Below are 18,742 nucleotides of genomic sequence, written 5' to 3'. Positions count from 1 at the left end.
CGCGGCCTGCCGAAAGGGTATCTCCATGCGTTTCATCTTCGTTGGCATGATCGTCTCCGTCCTTTCCATCCTTGCGCTGAAATACGCCAACAACGACATCGGTCAGGCAGTGCCGCTGATGAACCCGCAGGCGGTTTCGAGCCTCTGATCCGTCGCGTCATGGGCGAGGAGACGCGGGCGGGGAAAAGTGCGGCCCGCACCGGCTTGCCTCTTGCGATTTCTCGCGGATGGCTCTAAACGCACGCCACGGCTTGTTTATGAGCCTGTGAGGCCTCGTGGCGGAGTGGTGACGCAGAGGACTGCAAATCCTTGTACCCCGGTTCAATTCCGGGCGAGGCCTCCAAAACTCTCCACATCATGATAGAAGTTTGATTGTTGCCATCGTTTGGCCGCGCCATCCGCGAAGGGGACGGCGCATCTCCCGGCTCCGCAAACGATGCCCGCCAGTCCCGTTCAATTTGCGTGTTTTTTTCGTAATTTGACGAAGATGGTGAGCGCGCAGGGATTCGAACCCTGGACCTACTGATTAAAAGTCAGTTGCTCTACCGACTGAGCTACGCGCTCTTCCAGATCCGGCACGGCCGGCGAAAGTGGGCGGAGATATGCATAGGCCGGCCCGCGGGGTCAACCCATAAAAGCCTCTTCGCTGTTTTTCCATCGGCCTCTCTCGGCAGCGACCGAGCGCGACTCCCCAGCAGCATTCCGCCGGCGGACCTTCGCGACGCCGTTCATCCTGATCGTCCAATCCCTCGTCGCGCGATCCCCGGTCGTGTTGCCGCAGGGAGGGTGAGACGGTTTCCAAGGGGCGATGGGAGCGGTAGAGGGGAGGGGCTGGCAGGGGTGCGGCCATGGTCGGTCCCGCCAGTGACTTCATGCCGGCGCGGGCTTGGCGCGGCGCGACGTCGGTTCGATTGACATGCCAGGAGTTGCCGGTGGCCATTGCCGAAATCCCGATCGTCTATGCGCTTCTCGCCGGGGCGCTCTCTTTCCTGTCACCTTGCGTGCTGCCGCTGGTCCCGCCCTATCTCTGCTATATGGCGGGCGTATCGATGGATCAGTTCCGCGAAGGCGGCGGCCCGGCGGCTGCGGGTCAGGTGCGGCGGGCGGTGTTCGTCACCGCGGTGCTGTTCACGCTCGGTTTTGCCACGGTCTTCGTCGCGCTCGGGGTCGGTGCGTCGAGCCTCGGCATGCTGCTGCGCCAGCACATGGACGTGCTGTCGCGGCTCGGCGGCTTCGTCGTCATTCTGATGGGTCTGCATTTTCTGGGCGTCCTCCGCATCCCCCTGCTTGCCCGAGAGGCCCGATTCCAGGGCGCAGGCAAGCCGGCGACGCTTTCCGGCGCCTATGTGATGGGTCTCGCCTTCGGCTTCGGCTGGACGCCGTGCATCGGTCCGGTTCTCGGCACCATTCTCGGCGTTGCCGCGGCACGCGACACTGTGGGGCAGGGTGCCGCGCTTCTCGCCGTCTATTCGCTCGGCCTCGCCGTTCCCTTCTGGATCGCGGCCGGGTTCTCCGGCGCCTTCATGGGCTTCCTCACCCGCTTTCGCCGACACCTGGGACTGGTGGAAAAGATCATGGGCGCTTTGCTGGTGCTTTCCGGCCTCGCCTTCCTGTTCGGCTTCGTCAGCAGCGTCGCGATCTGGTTCCAGGAGAGTTTTCCCATCCTGATGAAAATCGGGTGAGGCGACCGTGGCCTCGCTTCTCGCGCTCGTTCTCCCGTTCTTCGGCCTCATCCTGCTTGGCTATCTCGCCGCGCGCTTCACGCCGCTGCGCCATGCCGGGGCCGATGGTCTTGCCTGGCTGAACGCCTATGTCCTCTACCTCGCCCTGCCGGCCCTGTTCTTCACGCTCATTTCCCGTACGCCGATCGAGGAACTCGCGCGGTTCGATTTCATCGCGGTCGATCTGGCGGCCACCTACGCTGTCTTCCTTCTGGTCTTTCTTCTCTCCCGGCTGGTGCGCGGCAATGGAATCGCCGGATCGACGGTTCAGGGCCTGGCCGGCTGCTATGGAAATATCGGCTATATGGGACCGGGTATTGCGCTGCTGGCGCTTGGCGAGAAGGCGGCCGTGCCGGTTGCCCTCATCTTCTCCTTCGAGAATGTCGCCCATTTCATCGCCGCTCCGGCGATGATGGCGCTCGCCGGCGGAGAGACCGCTCGCCCGCTTCGGCTGGCCGGCCAGGTGGCGCGGCGCATCCTGCTGCATCCCTTCATCCTGGCGACCCTGATCGGCGTCGGCGCCGCCGGATTGCACCTGCAGCCGCCGGCCGCTCTCGACCGGCTGATTGCCATGCTCTCGCCAACGGCGGCACCCTGCGCGCTGTTTGCCATGGGCGTGACGCTGGGCCTGCGGCCGCTGACGCGCGTGCCGGCCGAAATCTTCTACATCGTCCCGGCCAAGCTGCTCCTCCACCCGATCCTCGTCGGTCTCGCTCTGCTGCTGGTCGGCGGCTTCGACCCGCTCTGGGTTGAGGCGGCGGTGCTGATGGCCGCCCTGCCGACGGCGGCCAGCGTCTATGTCATCGCCGAGCAATATCAGCTTTGGCAGCAGAGAGCCTCGGCGACCATCCTCATCTCGACCGGTCTCTCGGTCGTCACCGTGAGCGGGCTGATCTATCTCCTGCATGCCGGCATCTTGCCGACCGCGCTCCGCTAGGCGCGGCGCGAGAAGCGGGGAAGGGCGTCGCGCAGCGTGCGACCAATCTCCTCCAGCGCCGCGCCAGGCCGGAGCCCTTCGCGCATCAGCAGGTTGCGCAGCGGCGGGGCCGAGGCCAGCGCCTGCAACCCGCCGGCGCGCAGAAGCTGCACGGGCAGCAGGCCGGTCAGAAGCGAGCGATTGAGCAGATCGACGCTCATGGTCCGACTGACGACATCGGCGCGGCGGCGCGCATCGTAGCGGGCACCGAACTCGGCGCCGAGCTGCGATGTCTGCGCCACGAGCTCGCTCAGCGCCGTGACATCGCGGAGACTGAGGTTGAGCCCCTGCGCGCCGATCGGCGGGAAGGCATGCGCCGCTTCGCCAATAAAGACGGCGCGGCCGGCACCGAGACGTTGCGCCGTCAGCCCGGAAAGCGGGAAGCTTTGCGGCGCAGCCTCGACTGTCACCTTTCCGAGCATGGACTGCATGCGCCGCTCCACGGCAAGCGACAGCTCTGTCAGCGGCAAGGCGGCGATGCGCGCGGCATCGAGCGGCTTCATGACCCAGACGAGGCTCGACCGATCGCCCGGCAGCGGCACCTGCGTGAAGGGCCCATCGGCCGTGTGGAACTCGGTCGAGACGGTCATGTGCGGCTGCTCGTGTGCGAAATTCATGACCAAAGCCGTCTGCGGATAGGACCATTCCCGCGCCTCGACGCCCGCCGCCTTGCGCACCTTGGAACGCTTGCCGTCAGCACCCGCCACCAGGTCGGCCGAAAGAAGCTGCCCGTCGCTCAAGTGCAGAACGGCCTTTTCGTCCGTCAGGTGCAGGCAGGACAGGGCGGCGGTGATGCGGGTGACGGAAGGGGTCGCCGCAATTCGCTCTTTCAGAACGCGGTTGAAAGCTGTGTTGGGAATGTTGATCCCGAAAGCGGGCAGGCCGATCTCGCTTGCGCGGAAGGTGACGACCGGCGCGCGCAGCAGCCGGTCCGTCCCGTCGATGATGCGCATGGAGGAAAGCGGCGCGCCTGCCTCTTCCAGCGCCTCGGCCAGGCCGAGAGTGCGCAGGAGGCCGAAGGCCGGGTCCATGACCGCCGTCGTCCGCCCATCTTCCGGGCCGGCCTCCGGCGCCACGAGCGCGATGGAGCGGCCCGTTGCAGCCAGGCTGAGCGCGGTCAGCGCGCCGGCAAGACCAGCGCCGACGACGACGATGTCGAAATGATCCATGGCGGCCTCCAAGCTCAAGGTTGGGCCTCGCAGCGGCGAAGCCATGCTCTATCTAGGCGCAGGCTCGTGGAATGGGAATGGGGCGCGATGGCGCAGCTGCCATGCCCTGCGTCCACAGGCGAAACGGCACCTGACGGCGGCAAAAGCTTGCTTTCGCTTCCCTGCTGCGGGAAAGGGTGCATAGTGGCGGAATGGCGGAGGTCGCAGGGCGCGGGAGCGTCAAACGCGGATGGCTTGGCAGGGAGCGGAATGAGGTTCTTCAATTACAGGCGGGTTCCCTATGCGGAGATCCGCGCCTTTTCCGTCCATGTTCTGACCGCCTCGGGTTCGTTCCTGGCCTTTCTCGGCGTCGTGGCCGCGGCCGAGCATCGCTTCGTCGACATGTTCTGGTGGCTGGCGCTGGCGCTCGCGGTCGATGGCATCGACGGGCCGATCGCCCGCAAGGTCCGGGTCAAGGAAGTGCTGCCGAACTGGTCGGGCGACACGCTCGACAATGTGATCGACTATGTGACCTACGTTCTGTTGCCGGCCTTTGCGCTCTATCAGAGCGGCATGATCGGGGAACCCTGGTCCTTCGTCGCCGCAGGTGCGATCGTCGTCTCCAGCGCGATCTACTATGCCGATATGGGCATGAAGACCGACGAATACTTCTTCTCCGGCTTCCCCGTCGTCTGGAACATGGTCGTCTTCACGCTTTTCGTCATCCAGCCGAGCGAGATGGCGGCCTCGATCGTCGTCTTCGTCTCCGTGATCCTGACCTTCCTGCCGATCAACTTCCTGCATCCGGTGCGCGTGGTTCGCTTGCGTGCCTTGAACCTGACGGTTTTCGCGCTTTGGTCGGCGCTAAGCATCACCGCCCTGTTCATGCATTTCATCACGCCGGCCTGGGTGGTCTGGGGCGTGGTGATCACCGGGCTCTACCTCTATGTGATCGGATTCATTCTGCAGATCTTCCCCAATCTCGGAAAATGAGAGGAGTGCCGCGATGGCCGAGGCAATCGTCATCCGCCAGCTGGGCGGGCCGGAGGTTCTCAAGCTCGAAGGCGTGACCCTGCCGCCGCCGGGCCCCGGCGAGGTGCAGATCCGGCAGGAGGCGATTGGCGTCAACTTCATCGACGTCTATTTCCGCACCGGGCTGTACAAATCCGAAAGCCTGCCCTTCGTGCCCGGCAAGGAGGGCGCCGGCATCGTCACCGCGCTTGGCGACGGTGTGCGGGAGTTCGAGATCGGCGATCGCGTGGCCTATGCGACGCTCGACAGCGCCTATCAGAGCGAGCGCAACGCCGATGCGTCCCAGCTCGTCAAGGTGCCGGACGAGATCGGCCTCGATACGGCGGCGGCGATGATGCTGAAGGGCATGACCGCGCAATATCTGCTCAACCAGACCTTCCCGGTCGGCCCCGGCACCGTGCTGCTCTTCCACGCGGCCGCAGGCGGCGTGGGGCTGATCGCGGGCCAGTGGGCCAAGGCGCTCGGCGCAACCGTCATCGGCACGGCCGGTTCGCCGGACAAGATCGCGCTGGCGCTCGCCCACGGATACGACCATGTGATCGACTACAGGACGGAAGATTTCGTGGCGCGCGTGCGCGACATCACGCACGGCAAGGGCGTCGACGTCGTCTATGACTCCGTGGGCCGGGATACATTTCCAGGCTCGTTGAACTGCCTGAAACCGCGCGGGCTCTGGGTCAGCTTCGGCAATTCCTCCGGCGCGGTCGATGCCTTTCCGATCGGCCTTCTGGCGCAGAAGGGCTCGCTCTTCGCCACGCGGCCGACGCTCTTCACCCATGTCAGCACCCGGCCGGCGCTGGAGGCGTGTGCAAACTCGCTCTTTGATGTTGTGCGGAGCAACAAAGTGCGTATCAATATCAACCAGACCTATGGGCTGGCCGATGCGGCACAGGCCCATGCGGATCTGGAAGCACGAAAAACGAGTGGAACAACGCTTCTCATTCCCTGACCAAAGCCGGGCCACGGCGGCGGGAACGAGGCATCATGCGAGGAACAGGCGTGCCGAGTGAGGGACGACCCGCGGACAGCCCCCTTTTGTCCGTCAAAGATCTGACGAAGCTGTTCGGTTCGTTCGCAGCCTGCAATGCCATCGATCTCGATATCGCGCCCGGGGAAATCCATGCGCTTCTCGGCGAAAACGGCGCCGGCAAGTCGACGCTGGTGAAAATGCTGTTCGGCGTTCTGGCGCCAAGCAGCGGGCAGATCCTGTGGAAGGGCGCGCCGGTGCGCATCGCCAGCCCCTTCGAGGCGCGTCGGCTCGGCATCGGCATGGTGTTCCAGCATTTCTCGCTGTTCGAGGCGCTGACGGTGGCGGAGAACATCGCGCTGTCGCTTCCCCCCGGCATCTCGCTTGCAAAGGTGGCCGACGAAGCGGCGGCGCTTTCGCGCAGCTACGGCCTGCCGCTCGATCCCCATGCCCATGTGGCGGACCTTTCCGTCGGCGAGCGCCAGCGCATCGAGATCGTCCGCGCGCTCCTGCAGAACCCGCAACTGATCATCCTCGACGAGCCCACCTCGGTGCTGACGCCGCAGGAAGCCGACCGCCTGTTCGAGACGCTGAACACGCTGCGCGGCGAAGGGCGCTCGGTTCTCTACATCAGCCACCGGCTGGAGGAGGTGCAGCGGATCTGCGACCGCGCCACGGTGCTGCGCCATGGCAAGGTGACCGGCGCCTGCGACCCGAAACAGGAGACGCCGGCCTCCCTCGCGCGCATGATGGTCGGCGCAGAGGTCGCGCATGTTTCCGCTGCCGGCACCAGCCTGCGCGGCGACGTCCTGCTCGAGGCGCGCGCCCTCTCCGCGGACGCCCGCACGCCCTTTGCCGTCTCGTTGAAATCGGTCGATCTGAAGGTCCGGGCCGGCGAGGTGCTGGCGATCGCCGGGGTTGCCGGCAATGGACAGGGCGAGCTCTTCGATGCGCTATCCGGGGAATATCCGGTGGAGGACGATCAGACGGTGCAGATCCGCGGCCAGTCGGTCGGGCGCAAGGGCATCAATGCCCGCAGATCGCTCGGCGCCGGCTTCGTGCCTGAAGAGCGGCACGGCCATGCCGCCGTGTCCGCGCTGTCGCTGTCCGACAATCTCGTGCTTTCCCGCTACTGGTCGGATCGCAAAGCGTTCCTCAAGAGCCCGCTGGGGCTGATCCGCATGAGTGCCGTGCGCAGTGCCGCCCGGCGCATCGCGGCCGCCATGGATGTGCGCAAGAGCGGCGAGGATCCGGCCGCGGGTTCGCTGTCGGGCGGCAATCTGCAGAAATTCATCGTCGGTCGCGAGCTCGACCGCCAGCCAGCCGTGCTGATCGTCAACCAGCCGACCTGGGGTGTCGATGCCGGCGCTGCAAGCCGCATCCGCCAGGCGCTCGTCGATCTCGCCAAATCGGGGTCCGCGGTCCTGGTCATCAGCCAGGATCTCGACGAGATCTTCGAGGTGGCGACCGAGATCGCCGTGATCAGCGACGGACGGCTCTCGCAAGCCTTCCCCACCGGTGACATGACGCGCGAACGGATCGGGCTGCTGATGGGCGGCCTCAACGGGCAAACGGAGAGCGCCCATGCGCATTGAACTCGAAAAGCGCGCTGAGCCCTCCCGCCTCTTCTCGCTGCTTTCCCCCGTGATCGCGCTGGCGCTGACGCTGGTGGCCGGCGCCATCCTGTTCGCCGCACTCGGCAAGGACCCGCTGCAGGCGCTCACCGTGCTCTTCATCAGCCCGCTGACCGAGGTCTGGTCGCTGCACGAGCTCGCGGTCAAGGCTGCGCCGCTGATCCTGATCGGGGTCGGCCTCTCGGTCTGCTACCGCTGCAACAACTGGAACATCGGCGCCGAGGGGCAGCTGGTCATGGGGGCGATCGCCGGCTCCATCGTGCCGGTCTTCTTCAACGACTGGCATTCGCCGCTCGTGCTTCCCCTGATCCTCGTGATGGGCATGATCGGCGGCGCGCTCTATGCTGCCATCCCCGCCTTTCTCAAGGCGCAGACCAACACCAACGAGATCCTGACCAGCCTGATGCTGGTCTATGTGGCGGAGCTCTTTCTCGACTGGCTGGTGCGCGGGCCCTGGCGGGATCCGCAGGGCTTCAATTTTCCGGTAACGCAGCAGTTCCAGGACGAGGCGATCCTGCCGGAGCTCTTGTCCTCCGGCCGCGCCAACCTCGGCATCGTCTTCGCCATCCTCGCGGCGCTCGCGGTCTGGTTCATGATGCGCTACACGCTGAAAGGGTTCGAGATCAAGGTGATCGGCGCCTCGGAGCGGGCAGGGCGCTTCGCAGGGTTTTCGCGCAAGGGCATGATCTGGTTCTCGATGATGCTGTCCGGTGCGCTCGCCGGGCTTGCAGGGATCTGCGAGGTGTCCGGCACCATCAACAAGCTGCAGCCGGAGATTTCGCCCGGTTATGGCTTCACGGCCATCATCGTCGCCTTTCTCGGCCGCCTCAACCCGCTCGGCGTCATCGTGGCGGGCGTCGTGCTCGGCCTGACCTATCTTGGCGGCGAGGGGGCGCAGATCGAGCTCAACGTATCGGACAAGGTGGTCCGGGTTTTCCAGGGCATGCTGCTGTTCTTCGTTCTGGCCTGCGATACGCTTGCCACCTACCGTCTGCGCGTTGCGGCCGCTGCGCCGGCGAAGGAGGCCTGAGCGCCATGGGCATTTTCGAAAGCGTCCTCCTGACGATCGCGACCGCCGCCACACCGCTGCTGATCGCGGCGATCGGCGAGCTGGTTGTGGAGCGCTCGGGCGTCCTCAATCTCGGCGTCGAGGGCATGATGATCATGGGCGCCGTCTGCGGCTTCGCCGGCGCCAGCCTTTCGGGCTCCCCCTGGGTCGGCCTTCTCGCCGGTGTCGCGGCCGGTGCGCTGTTCTCCCAGCTCTTTGCGGTGTTGACGCTTTCCATCGCCACCAACCAGGTGGCAACCGGCCTGTCGCTGACCCTGCTCGGCCTCGGCCTGTCCGGCATGATCGGCGAACCCTTTGTCGGCGAGGCGGGATCGAAGCTGCCGAGCCTCTTCATTCCCGGCCTTACCGAGCTGCCGATCGTCGGCCGGCTGGTGTTCGGGCAGGACCCGATCTTCTACCTGTCGGTCATTCTCACCATCGGGGTGGCCTGGTTCCTGTTTCGCACCCGCACCGGCCTGACGCTGCGCTCGATCGGCGACAATCCAGGCTCGGCGCATGCGCTCGGCATTCCGGTCATCCGCTACCGCTATCTGGCGGTGCTGTTCGGCGGCGCCTGCGCAGGACTTGCCGGCGCGCATCTGTCGCTCGTCTATACGCCGCAGTGGGTCGAGAACATGACCGCGGGGCGCGGTTGGATCGCGCTGGCGCTCGTCGTCTTCGCCTCGTGGCGGCCAGCCCGCGTCGCCATCGGCGCCTATCTGTTCGGCGGCGTCACCATCGGCCAGCTGCATGCCCAAGCGCTCGGCTTCGGGCTGCCTTCGCAGTTGCTCTCCGCCATGCCCTATCTTGCCACCGTCGTCGTTCTCGTGCTGATGTCGCGCAACAAGCGGCTGATGATGGTCAATACACCGGCCTCGCTTGGCCGACCCTTCGTGCCGGATCGCTGACCGCGACCCAAAAAGACATCGAACAACCCTCGAGAGGAACGAAACCATGAAAAAGCTGATCTTCGGTCTTGCGGTCGCGCTGGCGGCCTCGACGGCGGCGGTCTCCGCCCAGGCCCAGGACAAGACGAAGGCCTGCTTCGTCTATATCGGCCCCAAGACGGACGGCGGCTGGACGCAGGCCCATGACGTTGGCCGGCAATATGTCGAGAAGGAGCTGGGCGACAAGGTCGAGACGGCCTTCGTCGAAAACGTTCCGGAAGGTCCCGACTCCGCCCGCGCCATCGAGCGCTTCGCACGCTCCGGCTGCTCGATCATCTTCACCACGTCCTTCGGCTATATGGATCCGACCCTGCAGGTGGCGAAGAAGTTCCCCGACGTGAAGTTCGAACACGCGACCGGCTACAAGACCGCGCCGAACGTCACCACCTACAATTCGCGCTTCTACGAAGGCCGCTACATCATCGGCCAGATCGCCGCCAAGATGTCGAAGACCGGCGTTGCCGGCTACATCGCCTCCGTGCCGATCCCGGAAGTCGTCATGGGCATCAACGCCTTCGAGCAGGGCGCCAAGTCGGTCAACCCGAATTTCAAGATGAAGGTCGTCTGGGTGAACACCTGGCATGATGCCGGCAAGGAAGCCGATGCCGCCAAGGCGCTGATCGACCAGGGCGTCGATATCCTGACCCAGCACACCGACTCCGCCGCCCCGATGCAGATCGCCGAAGAGCGCGGCATCCATGCCTTCGGCCAGGCCTTCGACCAGATCAAGGCTGGCCCGAAGGCGCAGCTGACGGCGATCATCGACACTTGGGGTCCCTACTACGTCAAGCGCATCAAGATGGTGATGGATGGCAGCTGGAAGGGCGGCGAATCGTCCTGGGACGGCCTGAAGGACGGCATCCTGACCATGGCGCCCTATACCAACATGCCGGACGACGTGAAGAAAATGGCCGAGGAAACCCAGGCGAAGATCGAATCGGGCGCTCTGCACCCCTTCACCGGCCCGATCAACAAGCAGGACGGCTCTGCCTGGCTGAAGGAGGGCGAAAAGGCCGACGACGGCACGCTGCTCGGCATGAACTTCTATGTCGAAGGCATCGACGACAAACTTCCGCAGTAAGGTCCCGGAGGACCAGGCAGCGGAACGAAAGAGACAGTGACCCGGCGGGAAACCGCCGGGTCACTGGTTTCCGGCATGGGAGAACAGGCTCGACAGCTTTTACGTAAGCGAAATAGAACGCATGTTCCGCACAAGCTGGCGCTTATAATAGAAATTCTGTATGCAATGGTTAGTCCAGGTTTACTCTAGTCATATTATATGATTTTTTAGAGGGGTCCGTGGAGGAGCCGGTGACCGCCGGCGGGACAAACGCCATCAGCCGATATCTCGGGGGAGAGACCATCATGAAGAAGGGGCCGCTGCAGACCGTGATCACCGGTGTCGACACGCGCACGAGCCATTCCCAGGTGGTGGACGCGCTGGGCCGGGCGATCATCAACGGCGAATTCCCGGTCGGCTCCATCCTTCCGGGCGACAGCGAGCTGGCGCTGCGCTTCAACGTGTCGCGCACCGTTCTGCGCGAGGCGATGAAGACACTGGCGGCGAAGGGCCTGATCGTGCCCCGCGCCCGGATCGGAACGCGCGTCACGGCCCGCAACGAGTGGAACCTCTTCGACAGCGATATCCTCACCTGGCATTTCCATGACGGCATGGACAAGATGTTCCTGCAGCACTTGAGCGAAGTACGCATGGCCTTCGAGCCGCATGCCGCAGCGCTCGCCGCCGTCCACGCCAGCGAGGCCGAGATCGCTCATATGATGCGGCTTGCCGTGGCGATGGGCGATCCGAACCATACCGCGGAAACGCTGGCGCTCGCCGATCTCAAATTCCATCTGGCCGTCGCCGAAGCTTCGGCCAACCCCTTCATGCGCACCGTCGGCAGCCTGATCGAGGCGGCGCTGGTCGGCGTCTTCAAGCTCAGTTCGCCCGCATCCGAGCGGGACCGGATCGGCGATGTGTCGCGCACCCATATCCGCATCGTCGAGCAGATCTCGCGCCGCGACGAGGCGGGCGCGCGTGCGGCGATGGAGGCGGTGATCCGGGAAGGCCATGATCGCGTGCAGCGCGCCATCGACGGGGAGCGTTGAAGGGTCCACGACAGCGGAAGGGATGTCACCGCGCGTCAAGCCTGTCGGCCAGCAAGTTTTTCGCAACTGCGAAGCACGAAACAGGGCATTTCTTGGTCCGGCCGCTTGCTGGTCCTGGCTGTTCCGCCTATTTCATAGAGATACCGCGATGCGCCCCTTGTGAACCACACTAAGGCGGGCCGCCGGTTTCTGAGGGTTCATGTCCGAACTGATCGTTATCTTCGTTCTTCTGCTGATCAATGCCTTCTTCGCCATGTCGGAAATGGCGATCGTCTCTGCCAGCCGCCCCTTGCTGCGGCAGATGGCCAAGCAGGGGAATGCCCGCGCCGAACTGGCGCTCAATCTTGCGGAAGATCCCGGCAAATTTCTTTCCACCGTTCAGGTCGGCATCACGCTGGTCGGTACGCTGGCCGGCGCCTATGGCGGTGCGACCATCGCCGACAAGCTGGCGCCCATTCTCAACGAAATCCCGTGGATCGCCCCTTACGGCAGCACCGTCGCCGTGGCGCTGGTCGTCTCCCTGATCACCTATCTCTCCGTCGTCATCGGCGAGTTGATCCCCAAGCAGTTCGCGCTGACCAATTCCGAAGCCATTGCCATGTTCGTGGCGCGGCCGATGCTGCTCCTGTCGAAGATCGTGGCGCCGGTCGTCTATCTCTTCGAAGGCTCCGCCAGCCTCGTCATGCGCATCTTCGGCGTGTCCCGCAACAAGGATGCGGTGACCGAAGAAGAGGTGCAGGCGATCATGGCCGAAGGCGTCGAAAGCGGCGCAATCGAAAAATCCGAGCACGAGATGCTGCGGCGGATCATCAGGCTCGGCGATCGCAATGTGAAGTCGATCATGACCCACCGCACCGAGGTCAGCTTCTTCGAGGTGCATGACACGCTGGAGACCGTGCAGGAAAAGGTCAAGGAAACCTCGCACTCACGCTATCCTGTCATGGACACGGCGAGCGGCGAGGTTCTGGGCGCAGTTCTGGTCAAGGAAGTGCTCAACGCCAATTCGGGCGCCTTCGACATCCGCAGTTTCGTGAAGGAACTGCATACGCTGCCGGAGACGGCGTCCTGCCTGAAGGCGCTGGAGGCGTTCAAGTCGTCACGCATCAACATGGCGATGATCGTCGACGAATATGGAAGCATCGAGGGCATCATCACCATCGCCGATATTCTCGAGGCGATCGTCGGCGTGCTGCCGTCGAACTATGACGATCTCGAACATGCGCTGATCCGCCAGCGGGAAGACGGCAGCTTCCTGGTCGACGGGCGAACCCCGATCGACGAGATCCACTTCACCATCGGGCTGGAGGAAATCGATTCCGACGGCAATTACGAGACCATCGCCGGGTTCCTGGTGCAGGAACTCCGCAAGACGCCGGAAGAGGGTGACGTGACGGAAGCCTATGGCTACCGCTTCGAGGTCATCGACATGGATGCGCGGCGAATCGACAAGATCCTGGTCTCGAAGGTCGACGCGGAGTAGGGTCGAGCCCCGGCTCCGCCCCCTCATTCTCATCATCCGGACAATAAAAAACGGCGCCTCGTGGGCGCCGTTGGTCGTTTCAACAGAGGCTGCTGCGCTTTAGCGGAAGGAGCGCGCTGCGATGTTGCGGATGTCGAACCGGGTGATGCCGATGTCGGACAGGGCCTGGTTCGACAGGCTGCCGAGTTCGGAAACGGTGCGGCGATAGTTCATCCAGTTGCGGGCGATACGGATCGGATTCATGTCGGTTGTCCTTGTTCTTGCACGGTTCGAACCGCACCCCACCGGGCCGGTTCCTTGAGCGTTGTTCTACGCCTGTTATCGGGAAAGCTGCAGTGCAAAAAATGTGCGACTGCCATGCGTTTGTGCAGGTCATTGCACAGGAACCACGCAAGCGTCGCATTTGCCCAAAATCCGACCGTTCGTCCCAAGGGCTCCTTCAGACACGCCGTCCGAGCAGAGCGGGTGCGCGAGGCCCGCACACACAAACGCCCCGCTGCAGGCGCAGCGGGGCGTTTCAAAACTCAGATCCGGCAGCGGCCGGTCGACCGCCGATCCTTAGCGAGAGGCGCGGCGGGCGACGCTGCGGATTTCCGAGCGGCCGATGCCGAGGTCGCTCAGCTCGCGGTCGCTCATGCGGCTCAGTTCGTCCACGGTCTGCCGATACTTGCGCCAGGAGGTGAGAGAGCGGGTGATGTTCATGTCCGGTTCCTTTCCGTCAGGGGTGCCGGCAATCCAAACCGGCCTTCGTCGATGGCTGGAATGTAAGCTCTTGAAGGCCTCTTCTCCAGACGGGATTCCGCACTGCACCTATGCACAGTCCGCAGATCTCTCGGTCAGCAGAATCGACGGGGAAGCGGAGCGACCGATGGACCGAAAGCGCGACGCGGCCCGCAGGTGGCAAGCGTTAAGCACGGCGACGATGTTCGAAGTAACCCCCAAAACAGACAACGCTCGCCGGGGGAGGAGGATCCGGCGAGCGTTGCTAAACTGACCGACGACCGGGAGGAGGAGGTGTCGTCGATCCCAATCGAGCGGCGTTGGGAGGAGGAGGGCGCCGTCTCGATATGTCTATAAGATAGGAGAGTGGTTTTCGTTCCGCCAGCGCTCGCTGCGAATGGCACCCATGCCGGATATGCATGGCTCGACGAGACGAACGGGCGGTCTGCCCAAGAAACAGTCGCGGGGCGCAAGCATGTGCACAGCCTGGAAATGGCGCCGGCCGACCGGGGACACAAGGGCCCAAGGCGCCCGCATGCCTGGTGCGTGCCGTTGCGGAACCCGATTCTGCTTGAATGCGGCGCTGTCGGTGCTATAGAGACGCCGCGCCTGGGACGGCCTTTTCGAAGGGCCGCAGTCCCGCGGGTATGGTGAAATTGGTAGACACGCCAGATTTAGGTTCTGGTGCCGCAAGGCGTGGGAGTTCAAGTCTCTCTACCCGCACCAGGCGAGGATCAAGGGGCGCGCCGGCCCGGCATATGGCACAGGCGAAGCGCCGTGCCAGACCTGACCGGAGGCGCCGCGCGGAAGCTGCAGACGGAGAGGAGCCGGCGCAAGTTTCTGCCCAGAACATCGGTCTTTTCGCCATTTTGCTTGCAAAACGGCGCTCGGTTTCAGTAAAGCCACTCCCGGCACATGGATCGGCCCGTCCGCGGACGGCGCCCCGGCAACGTGAAATGAAGGTTTGAACATGCAGGTTATCGAAACGCTCGCGGACGGGCTGAAGCGCGAATTGAAGGTCGTGATCCCGGCCAAGGACATGGAGGCGCGGATGAACGAGCGTCTCGCCGAAACCAAGGATCGCGTCCGCATCAACGGTTTCCGCCCGGGCAAGGTGCCGGTCGCTCACCTCAAGAAGGTCTATGGCAAGTCGATCATGGCCGAGCTCGTCAACGAGCTGGTGCGCGACAAGCCGGTCGAAATCCTGCAGGAGCGCGGCGAAAAGTCGGCGACCCAGCCGGACATCGCCATGACCGAGGATCAGGCCGAGGCCGAGAAGATCCTGAGCGCCGAAGCCGATTTCGAATTCACGCTCGCTTATGAAGTCATTCCGACCTTCGAACTGAAGGACGTCAGCGGCATCAAGGTCACCCGCGAAGTCGTCGACATCGCCGACGAGGAAGTGACCGAGCAGATCCTCAAGATCGCCGAAAGCGCCCGCACGTATAGCGACAAGGACGGGGCTGCCGAAAACGGCGACCGCGTCACGATCGACTATCTCGGCAAGCTCGACGGCGAGCCCTTCGATGGCGGCAAGGACGAGGACGCCGAACTGGTTCTCGGCTCCAACCGCTTCATCCCCGGCTTCGAAGAGCAGCTGGTCGGCGCCAAGGCGGGCGACGAGAAGGTGATCACGGTGACCTTCCCGGCCGAATACCCGGCTGCCAATCTGGCGGGCAAGGACGCGACCTTCGACATCAAGGTCAAGGCCGTCGCAACCCCGGCCGAGGTCGAGATCAACGACGAGCTCGCCACCAAGCTCGGCCTCGAATCGGCCGACAAGCTGAAGGAAGTCGTGCGCGGCCAGATCGAAAGCCAGTACGGCTCGATGACCCGCCAGAAGGTCAAGCGTCAGCTTCTCGACCAGCTCGACGAACTCTACCAGTTCGACACGCCGCAGGGCCTCGTCGATGCCGAGTTCGACAATATCTGGCGCCAGATCAACACCGACCTCGAACAGGCCGGCAAGACCTTTGCCGACGAAGACACGACGGAAGAAGAGGCGCGCGCCGAGTATCGCAAGCTCGCCGAACGCCGCGTTCGCCTCGGCCTGGTTCTCTCCGAGATCGGCGAGAAGGCTGGCGTGACGGTCAGCGACGAGGAAATGCAGCGCTCGCTGTTCCAGCAGCTGCGCCAGTTCCCCGGCCAGGAAAAGCAGATCATCGACTATTTCCAGAAGACCCCGGGTGCCGCCGCATCGCTGCGCGCGCCGTTGTTTGAAGAAAAGGTCGTCGACCACCTGCTCGGCGAAGTCTCGGTCACCGACAAGACCGTCAGCAAGGACGAGCTGATGGCCGACGACGAGGACGACAGCGCCGAGAAGCCTGCCAAGAAGGCTGCTCCGAAGAAGAAGGCCGCCAAGGCCGAGACGGCCGATGCCGCTGAAGGCGCTCAGGCCGAAGAGGCTGCCGCGCCGAAGAAGAAGGCAGCCTCCAAGAAGAAGGCAGCTGCCGAGGACAGCGCCGAGTAATCGGCGCACCCGCAGCAAGACACGAAAGAACCCCGCCGGTGCAAGCCGGCGGGGTTCTTTTTGTCTCAGCGACGGGCGAGCTTGAACAGATGCCGCCTCGGCGGGACCGAGGCAGGCGCTGCCCCGGGTTCAGGCGATCTTCGCCACCACGTCTCCCATGCGGTTGGAGGCATCGAGGCCCGCAATCTTGTAGGCTTCCGCGAGCGTCGGATAGTTGAAGGTGTTCTCGACGAAATATTCGACCGTCCCCTTAAGGTTCAGCACCGCCTGGCCGATGTGCACGAGCTCGGTCGCGCCTTCGCCGACGATATGGACGCCGAGCAGCCGGCGCGTCTTCAGCGAGAAGATCAGCTTCAGGAGGCCGGAATCGAGACCCATGATGTGGCCGCGCGAGGTTTCGCGGAAGCGCGCAATGCCGCATTCATAAGGAATGCCGCGGGTCTTTACCTCTTCCTCGGTCAGGCCGCAGGTCGAGATTTCCGGAACGGCATAGATGCCATAGGGAAAGAACTTCGGCGGCTCCTTGGCGATTGCGCCGACGGCTACGCGCGCGGCGATGCGGCCCTGCTCCATCGAGGTCGAGGCAAGGCTCGGGAAGCCGACGACGTCGCCGGCCGCGTAGATGTTCGGCACCGCGGTCTGGAAGGTTTCCGGGTTGACGCTGAGCCGCCCGCGATTGTCCGCTTCGAGCCCCGCGGCCTGCAGGTTCAGCGTGTCGGTGGCGCCCATGCGACCGGCCGCGAACAGCACCATTTCCACCGTGATCATCCTGCCGGAATCAAGCTTGATCTGCACTTTGCCATCTGGCATCCGCGTCACGGTTTCGGCTTTCTGGCCGAGATGGAGCTTCATGTTCCGGTCGCGCAGCTGGTAGGTGAAATCCTCGACGATCTCCTTGTCGATGAAGTCGAGCATGGTCGATTTCGGATCGATCAGCGTCACGGCCGTATCGAGCGCGCTGAAGATCGTCGCATATTCGATGCCGATGACCCCTGCGCCGATGACGGCCATGGAGCGGGGCAGCTCCTCGATTTCGAGAAGCTCGTCGCTGTCCAACACGGTCTTGCCGTCGAAGGGCATGTAATCGGGGCGGAAGGGCTTCGTGCCAACGGCAAGCAGGATGCTCGTCGCGCTGACCTGCAGGACCTCGCCGTCATCCTTGGCGATCTGCATGGTCTGCGCATCGAGAAAGCTCGCGCGTCCCCGCATATGGGCCACGCGATTGCGCGCAAACTGGTGTTCGAGAACCTCCACCTCGTGGTCGAGCGTGATCAGCAGGCGGCGGCGCAGGTCTTCCGCCGAAATCTCTTCCTTCACCCGGTAGGCGCGTCCGTAGAAGCCGCGTTCCCGCCAGCCGGTCAGGTTCAGCGCCGTCTCGCGCAGCGTCTTGGAGGGAATGGTGCCGGTGTGAACGGACACGCCGCCGACGCGCTTGCCCTGTTCGACCACCAGCACCTTCTTTCCGAGCTTGGCAGCCTGGATTGCGGCGCGGCGGCCGGCAGGACCGCTGCCGACGACGAGGAGATCATAGTGAGCCATGAGGAAACCACTGAATCGTTGTGCGTTGCGGGAGTGTTGCGCTCCCGCCCATAGCAGGTCAATTGCGCAACGCATGTGAACGACCCCGAAGCCGCCGAAAACGACATCGGCGCAAGGCCCGCATCAGGTCAGATCAGCTTCATGCCCTTCAGGCTCGCATGTCCGTCCTTGCCGACGATGATGTGGTCGTGCAGCACGACGCCAAGCGGCAGAATCGTCTCGGCAATCGTCCGTGTCATATCGATATCGGCCCGGGAGGGGGTCGGATCGCCGGAAGGATGGTTGTGGACGAGGATCAGCGCCGTCGCCGAGAGTTCGAGCGCGCGCCGCGCCACTTCGCGCGGGTAGACCGGCGTATGGTCGATCGTCCCGGTCTGCTGCACCTCGTCGGCGATCAGCTGGTTGCGCTTGTCGAGGAAGAGGATGCGAAACTGCTCGCGCGTCTCGTGCGCCATGGCCGCGTGGCAATAGTCGATCACCTGCGCCCAAGACGAGAGCATGGTGCGGTTGCGCAGCTCGCTCTTCAAGGTGCGGTGGCCGATCGTCGCGATCAGCTTGAGATCGAGCGCCACCGAGTCTCCGATCCCCTTCACCTCCTGCAGCAGGGCCGGCGGCGCGCCGAGCACGCCGGCCAGCGTTCCGAATCGATCGAGCAGCGCCTTGGCGATCGGCTTGGTGTCGCGGCGGGGAATGAGACGGAAGAGCAGCAGCTCCAGGAGCTCGTAATCGGCCAAGGCGGTATCGCCATTGTCACGGAACCGGCTGCGCAGGCGCTCGCGATGGCCATGGTAATGCTGGTCCTCGGTCGGCGGGCGCAAGGAGGCCGGCGTCGCACGGCGGGTCGGCTGGTCGGCTGGTCGGCGAAATAGCCGCGCTCGTCGGGCGGCGCGGCGTCGTCGTCCTCCGGGGGAGGCGGCGGATCGGGAAAGCGAGGTGGCTTGCCCGTCATCC

General features: G+C 64.3%; 16 protein-coding genes, 3 tRNA genes and 1 pseudogene. 14 read left to right on the top strand and 6 right to left on the bottom strand.

Annotated elements, in window-relative coordinates; all coding sequences use genetic code 11:
- Window positions 1–25 precede the first annotated feature (25 nt).
- Together U8330_RS09050 and U8330_RS09045 are read left to right on the top strand one after the other, a co-directional pair.
- Window positions 26–148 carry a hypothetical protein gene (locus U8330_RS09050; RefSeq protein WP_323104888.1) on the top strand — a complete coding sequence of 41 codons (123 nt, stop codon included), beginning with the start codon at window positions 26–28 and terminating at the stop codon, window positions 146–148.
- 121 nt (window positions 149–269) lie between these two features.
- Window positions 270–343: transfer RNA gene (locus tag U8330_RS09045), tRNA-Cys, on the top strand.
- Window positions 344–488: 145 nt separating this feature from the next.
- On the opposite strand, the gene U8330_RS09040 is transcribed toward U8330_RS09045, so the two are convergent.
- Window positions 489–564, bottom strand: a tRNA-Lys gene (locus tag U8330_RS09040).
- A 368-nt stretch (window positions 565–932) separates the two neighbouring features.
- Between U8330_RS09040 and U8330_RS09035 the strand changes: the two genes are divergently transcribed.
- A complete protein-coding gene (locus U8330_RS09035; RefSeq protein ID WP_323104887.1) occupies window positions 933–1,682 on the top strand; it encodes a cytochrome c biogenesis CcdA family protein in 750 nt (249 codons plus the stop codon).
- Window positions 1,683–1,689: 7 nt separating this feature from the next.
- Window positions 1,690–2,658 carry an AEC family transporter gene (locus tag U8330_RS09030; protein WP_323104886.1) on the top strand — a complete coding sequence of 323 codons (969 nt, stop codon included), beginning with the start codon at window positions 1,690–1,692 and terminating at the stop codon, window positions 2,656–2,658.
- Here U8330_RS09030 and U8330_RS09025 read toward each other — a convergent pair.
- Entirely contained in the window at window positions 2,655–3,866 is a 1,212-nt protein-coding gene (locus U8330_RS09025; protein WP_323104885.1) for a UbiH/UbiF family hydroxylase, read from the bottom strand. The genes U8330_RS09030 and U8330_RS09025 overlap by 4 nt on opposite strands.
- A 249-nt stretch (window positions 3,867–4,115) precedes the next feature.
- On the opposite strand from U8330_RS09025, the gene pcsA reads away from it, so the two are divergent.
- The 8 genes from pcsA to U8330_RS08985 all read left to right on the top strand — a co-directional run bounded on the left by pcsA (window position 4,116) and on the right by U8330_RS08985 (window position 13,062).
- Window positions 4,116–4,838 (top strand): phosphatidylcholine synthase, encoded by a 723-nt coding sequence (pcsA, locus tag U8330_RS09020; RefSeq protein ID WP_323104884.1) that lies wholly within the window; start codon window positions 4,116–4,118, stop codon window positions 4,836–4,838.
- Window positions 4,839–4,851: 13 nt separating this feature from the next.
- Window positions 4,852–5,826 (top strand): quinone oxidoreductase, encoded by a 975-nt coding sequence (locus U8330_RS09015; protein WP_323104883.1) that lies wholly within the window; start codon window positions 4,852–4,854, stop codon window positions 5,824–5,826.
- A gap of 35 nt (window positions 5,827–5,861) precedes the next feature.
- The gene (locus tag U8330_RS09010; RefSeq protein WP_323104881.1) at window positions 5,862–7,439 is read left to right on the top strand and encodes an ABC transporter ATP-binding protein; all 1,578 of its coding nucleotides are present in this window, start codon (window positions 5,862–5,864) and stop codon (window positions 7,437–7,439) included.
- The gene (locus U8330_RS09005; protein WP_323104880.1) at window positions 7,429–8,508 is read left to right on the top strand and encodes an ABC transporter permease; all 1,080 of its coding nucleotides are present in this window, start codon (window positions 7,429–7,431) and stop codon (window positions 8,506–8,508) included. Before U8330_RS09010 ends, U8330_RS09005 begins: the two co-directional genes overlap by 11 nt.
- Before the next feature lie 5 nt (window positions 8,509–8,513).
- Entirely contained in the window at window positions 8,514–9,434 is a 921-nt protein-coding gene (locus U8330_RS09000; protein ID WP_323104879.1) for an ABC transporter permease, read from the top strand.
- 46 nt (window positions 9,435–9,480) lie between these two features.
- Complete coding sequence (locus U8330_RS08995) at window positions 9,481–10,554, top strand: BMP family ABC transporter substrate-binding protein (protein ID WP_323104878.1); 1,074 nt, start codon at window positions 9,481–9,483, stop codon at window positions 10,552–10,554.
- 284 nt (window positions 10,555–10,838) lie between these two features.
- Window positions 10,839–11,582 carry a FadR/GntR family transcriptional regulator gene (locus U8330_RS08990; protein WP_323104876.1) on the top strand — a complete coding sequence of 248 codons (744 nt, stop codon included), beginning with the start codon at window positions 10,839–10,841 and terminating at the stop codon, window positions 11,580–11,582.
- 199 nt (window positions 11,583–11,781) lie between these two features.
- Entirely contained in the window at window positions 11,782–13,062 is a 1,281-nt protein-coding gene (locus U8330_RS08985) for a hemolysin family protein (RefSeq protein ID WP_323104875.1), read from the top strand.
- Between the two features lie 99 nt (window positions 13,063–13,161).
- Here U8330_RS08985 and U8330_RS08980 read toward each other — a convergent pair whose 3' ends face one another.
- A complete protein-coding gene (locus tag U8330_RS08980) occupies window positions 13,162–13,305 on the bottom strand; it encodes a DUF1127 domain-containing protein (protein ID WP_323104874.1) in 144 nt (47 codons plus the stop codon).
- 315 nt (window positions 13,306–13,620) lie between these two features.
- Window positions 13,621–13,764: a DUF1127 domain-containing protein gene (locus tag U8330_RS08975; protein WP_323104873.1), complete on the bottom strand. Its 144-nt coding sequence runs from the start codon at window positions 13,762–13,764 to the stop codon at window positions 13,621–13,623.
- 659 nt (window positions 13,765–14,423) lie between these two features.
- On the opposite strand from U8330_RS08975, the gene U8330_RS08970 reads away from it, so the two are divergent.
- Window positions 14,424–14,508, top strand: a tRNA-Leu gene (locus U8330_RS08970).
- Between the two features lie 244 nt (window positions 14,509–14,752).
- Window positions 14,753–16,252, top strand: a complete 1,500-nt coding sequence (gene tig / locus U8330_RS08965) for a trigger factor (RefSeq protein ID WP_323104871.1) — start codon at window positions 14,753–14,755, stop codon at window positions 16,250–16,252.
- Window positions 16,253–16,381: 129 nt separating this feature from the next.
- Here tig and sthA read toward each other — a convergent pair whose 3' ends face one another.
- Together sthA and radC are read right to left on the bottom strand one after the other, a co-directional pair.
- Window positions 16,382–17,791, bottom strand: coding sequence for a Si-specific NAD(P)(+) transhydrogenase (gene sthA, locus U8330_RS08960; RefSeq protein WP_323104870.1), 1,410 nt, complete (start codon window positions 17,789–17,791; stop codon window positions 16,382–16,384).
- 128 nt (window positions 17,792–17,919) lie between these two features.
- Window positions 17,920–18,740 (bottom strand): annotated as a pseudogene (gene radC / locus U8330_RS08955) (RadC family protein).
- Window positions 18,741–18,742: the final 2 nt, after the last annotated feature.

This window comes from Rhizobium sp. CC-YZS058, from assembly GCF_034720595.1.
GTDB lineage: Bacteria > Pseudomonadota > Alphaproteobacteria > Rhizobiales > Rhizobiaceae > Ferranicluibacter.
This window is presented reverse-complemented; position numbering and strand designations above follow the sequence as displayed.

Bases quoted from the DNA above. Each gene is read 5' to 3' on its own strand.
- U8330_RS09050 (WP_323104888.1), top strand. From the start codon at position 26: ATGCGTTTCATCTTCGTTGGCATGATCGTCTCCGTCCTTTCCATCCTT.
- U8330_RS09025 (WP_323104885.1), bottom strand. From the start codon at position 3,866: ATGGATCATTTCGACATCGTCGTCGTCGGCGCTGGTCTTGCCGGCGCG.
- pcsA (WP_323104884.1), top strand. From the start codon at position 4,116: ATGAGGTTCTTCAATTACAGGCGGGTTCCCTATGCGGAGATCCGCGCC.
- U8330_RS09015 (WP_323104883.1), top strand. From the start codon at position 4,852: ATGGCCGAGGCAATCGTCATCCGCCAGCTGGGCGGGCCGGAGGTTCTC.
- U8330_RS09010 (WP_323104881.1), top strand. From the start codon at position 5,862: ATGCGAGGAACAGGCGTGCCGAGTGAGGGACGACCCGCGGACAGCCCC.
- U8330_RS09005 (WP_323104880.1), top strand. From the start codon at position 7,429: ATGCGCATTGAACTCGAAAAGCGCGCTGAGCCCTCCCGCCTCTTCTCG.
- U8330_RS09000 (WP_323104879.1), top strand. From the start codon at position 8,514: ATGGGCATTTTCGAAAGCGTCCTCCTGACGATCGCGACCGCCGCCACA.
- U8330_RS08995 (WP_323104878.1), top strand. From the start codon at position 9,481: ATGAAAAAGCTGATCTTCGGTCTTGCGGTCGCGCTGGCGGCCTCGACG.
- U8330_RS08990 (WP_323104876.1), top strand. From the start codon at position 10,839: ATGAAGAAGGGGCCGCTGCAGACCGTGATCACCGGTGTCGACACGCGC.
- U8330_RS08985 (WP_323104875.1), top strand. From the start codon at position 11,782: ATGTCCGAACTGATCGTTATCTTCGTTCTTCTGCTGATCAATGCCTTC.
- U8330_RS08980 (WP_323104874.1), bottom strand. From the start codon at position 13,305: ATGAATCCGATCCGTATCGCCCGCAACTGGATGAACTATCGCCGCACC.
- U8330_RS08975 (WP_323104873.1), bottom strand. From the start codon at position 13,764: ATGAACATCACCCGCTCTCTCACCTCCTGGCGCAAGTATCGGCAGACC.
- tig (WP_323104871.1), top strand. From the start codon at position 14,753: ATGCAGGTTATCGAAACGCTCGCGGACGGGCTGAAGCGCGAATTGAAG.
- sthA (WP_323104870.1), bottom strand. From the start codon at position 17,791: ATGGCTCACTATGATCTCCTCGTCGTCGGCAGCGGTCCTGCCGGCCGC.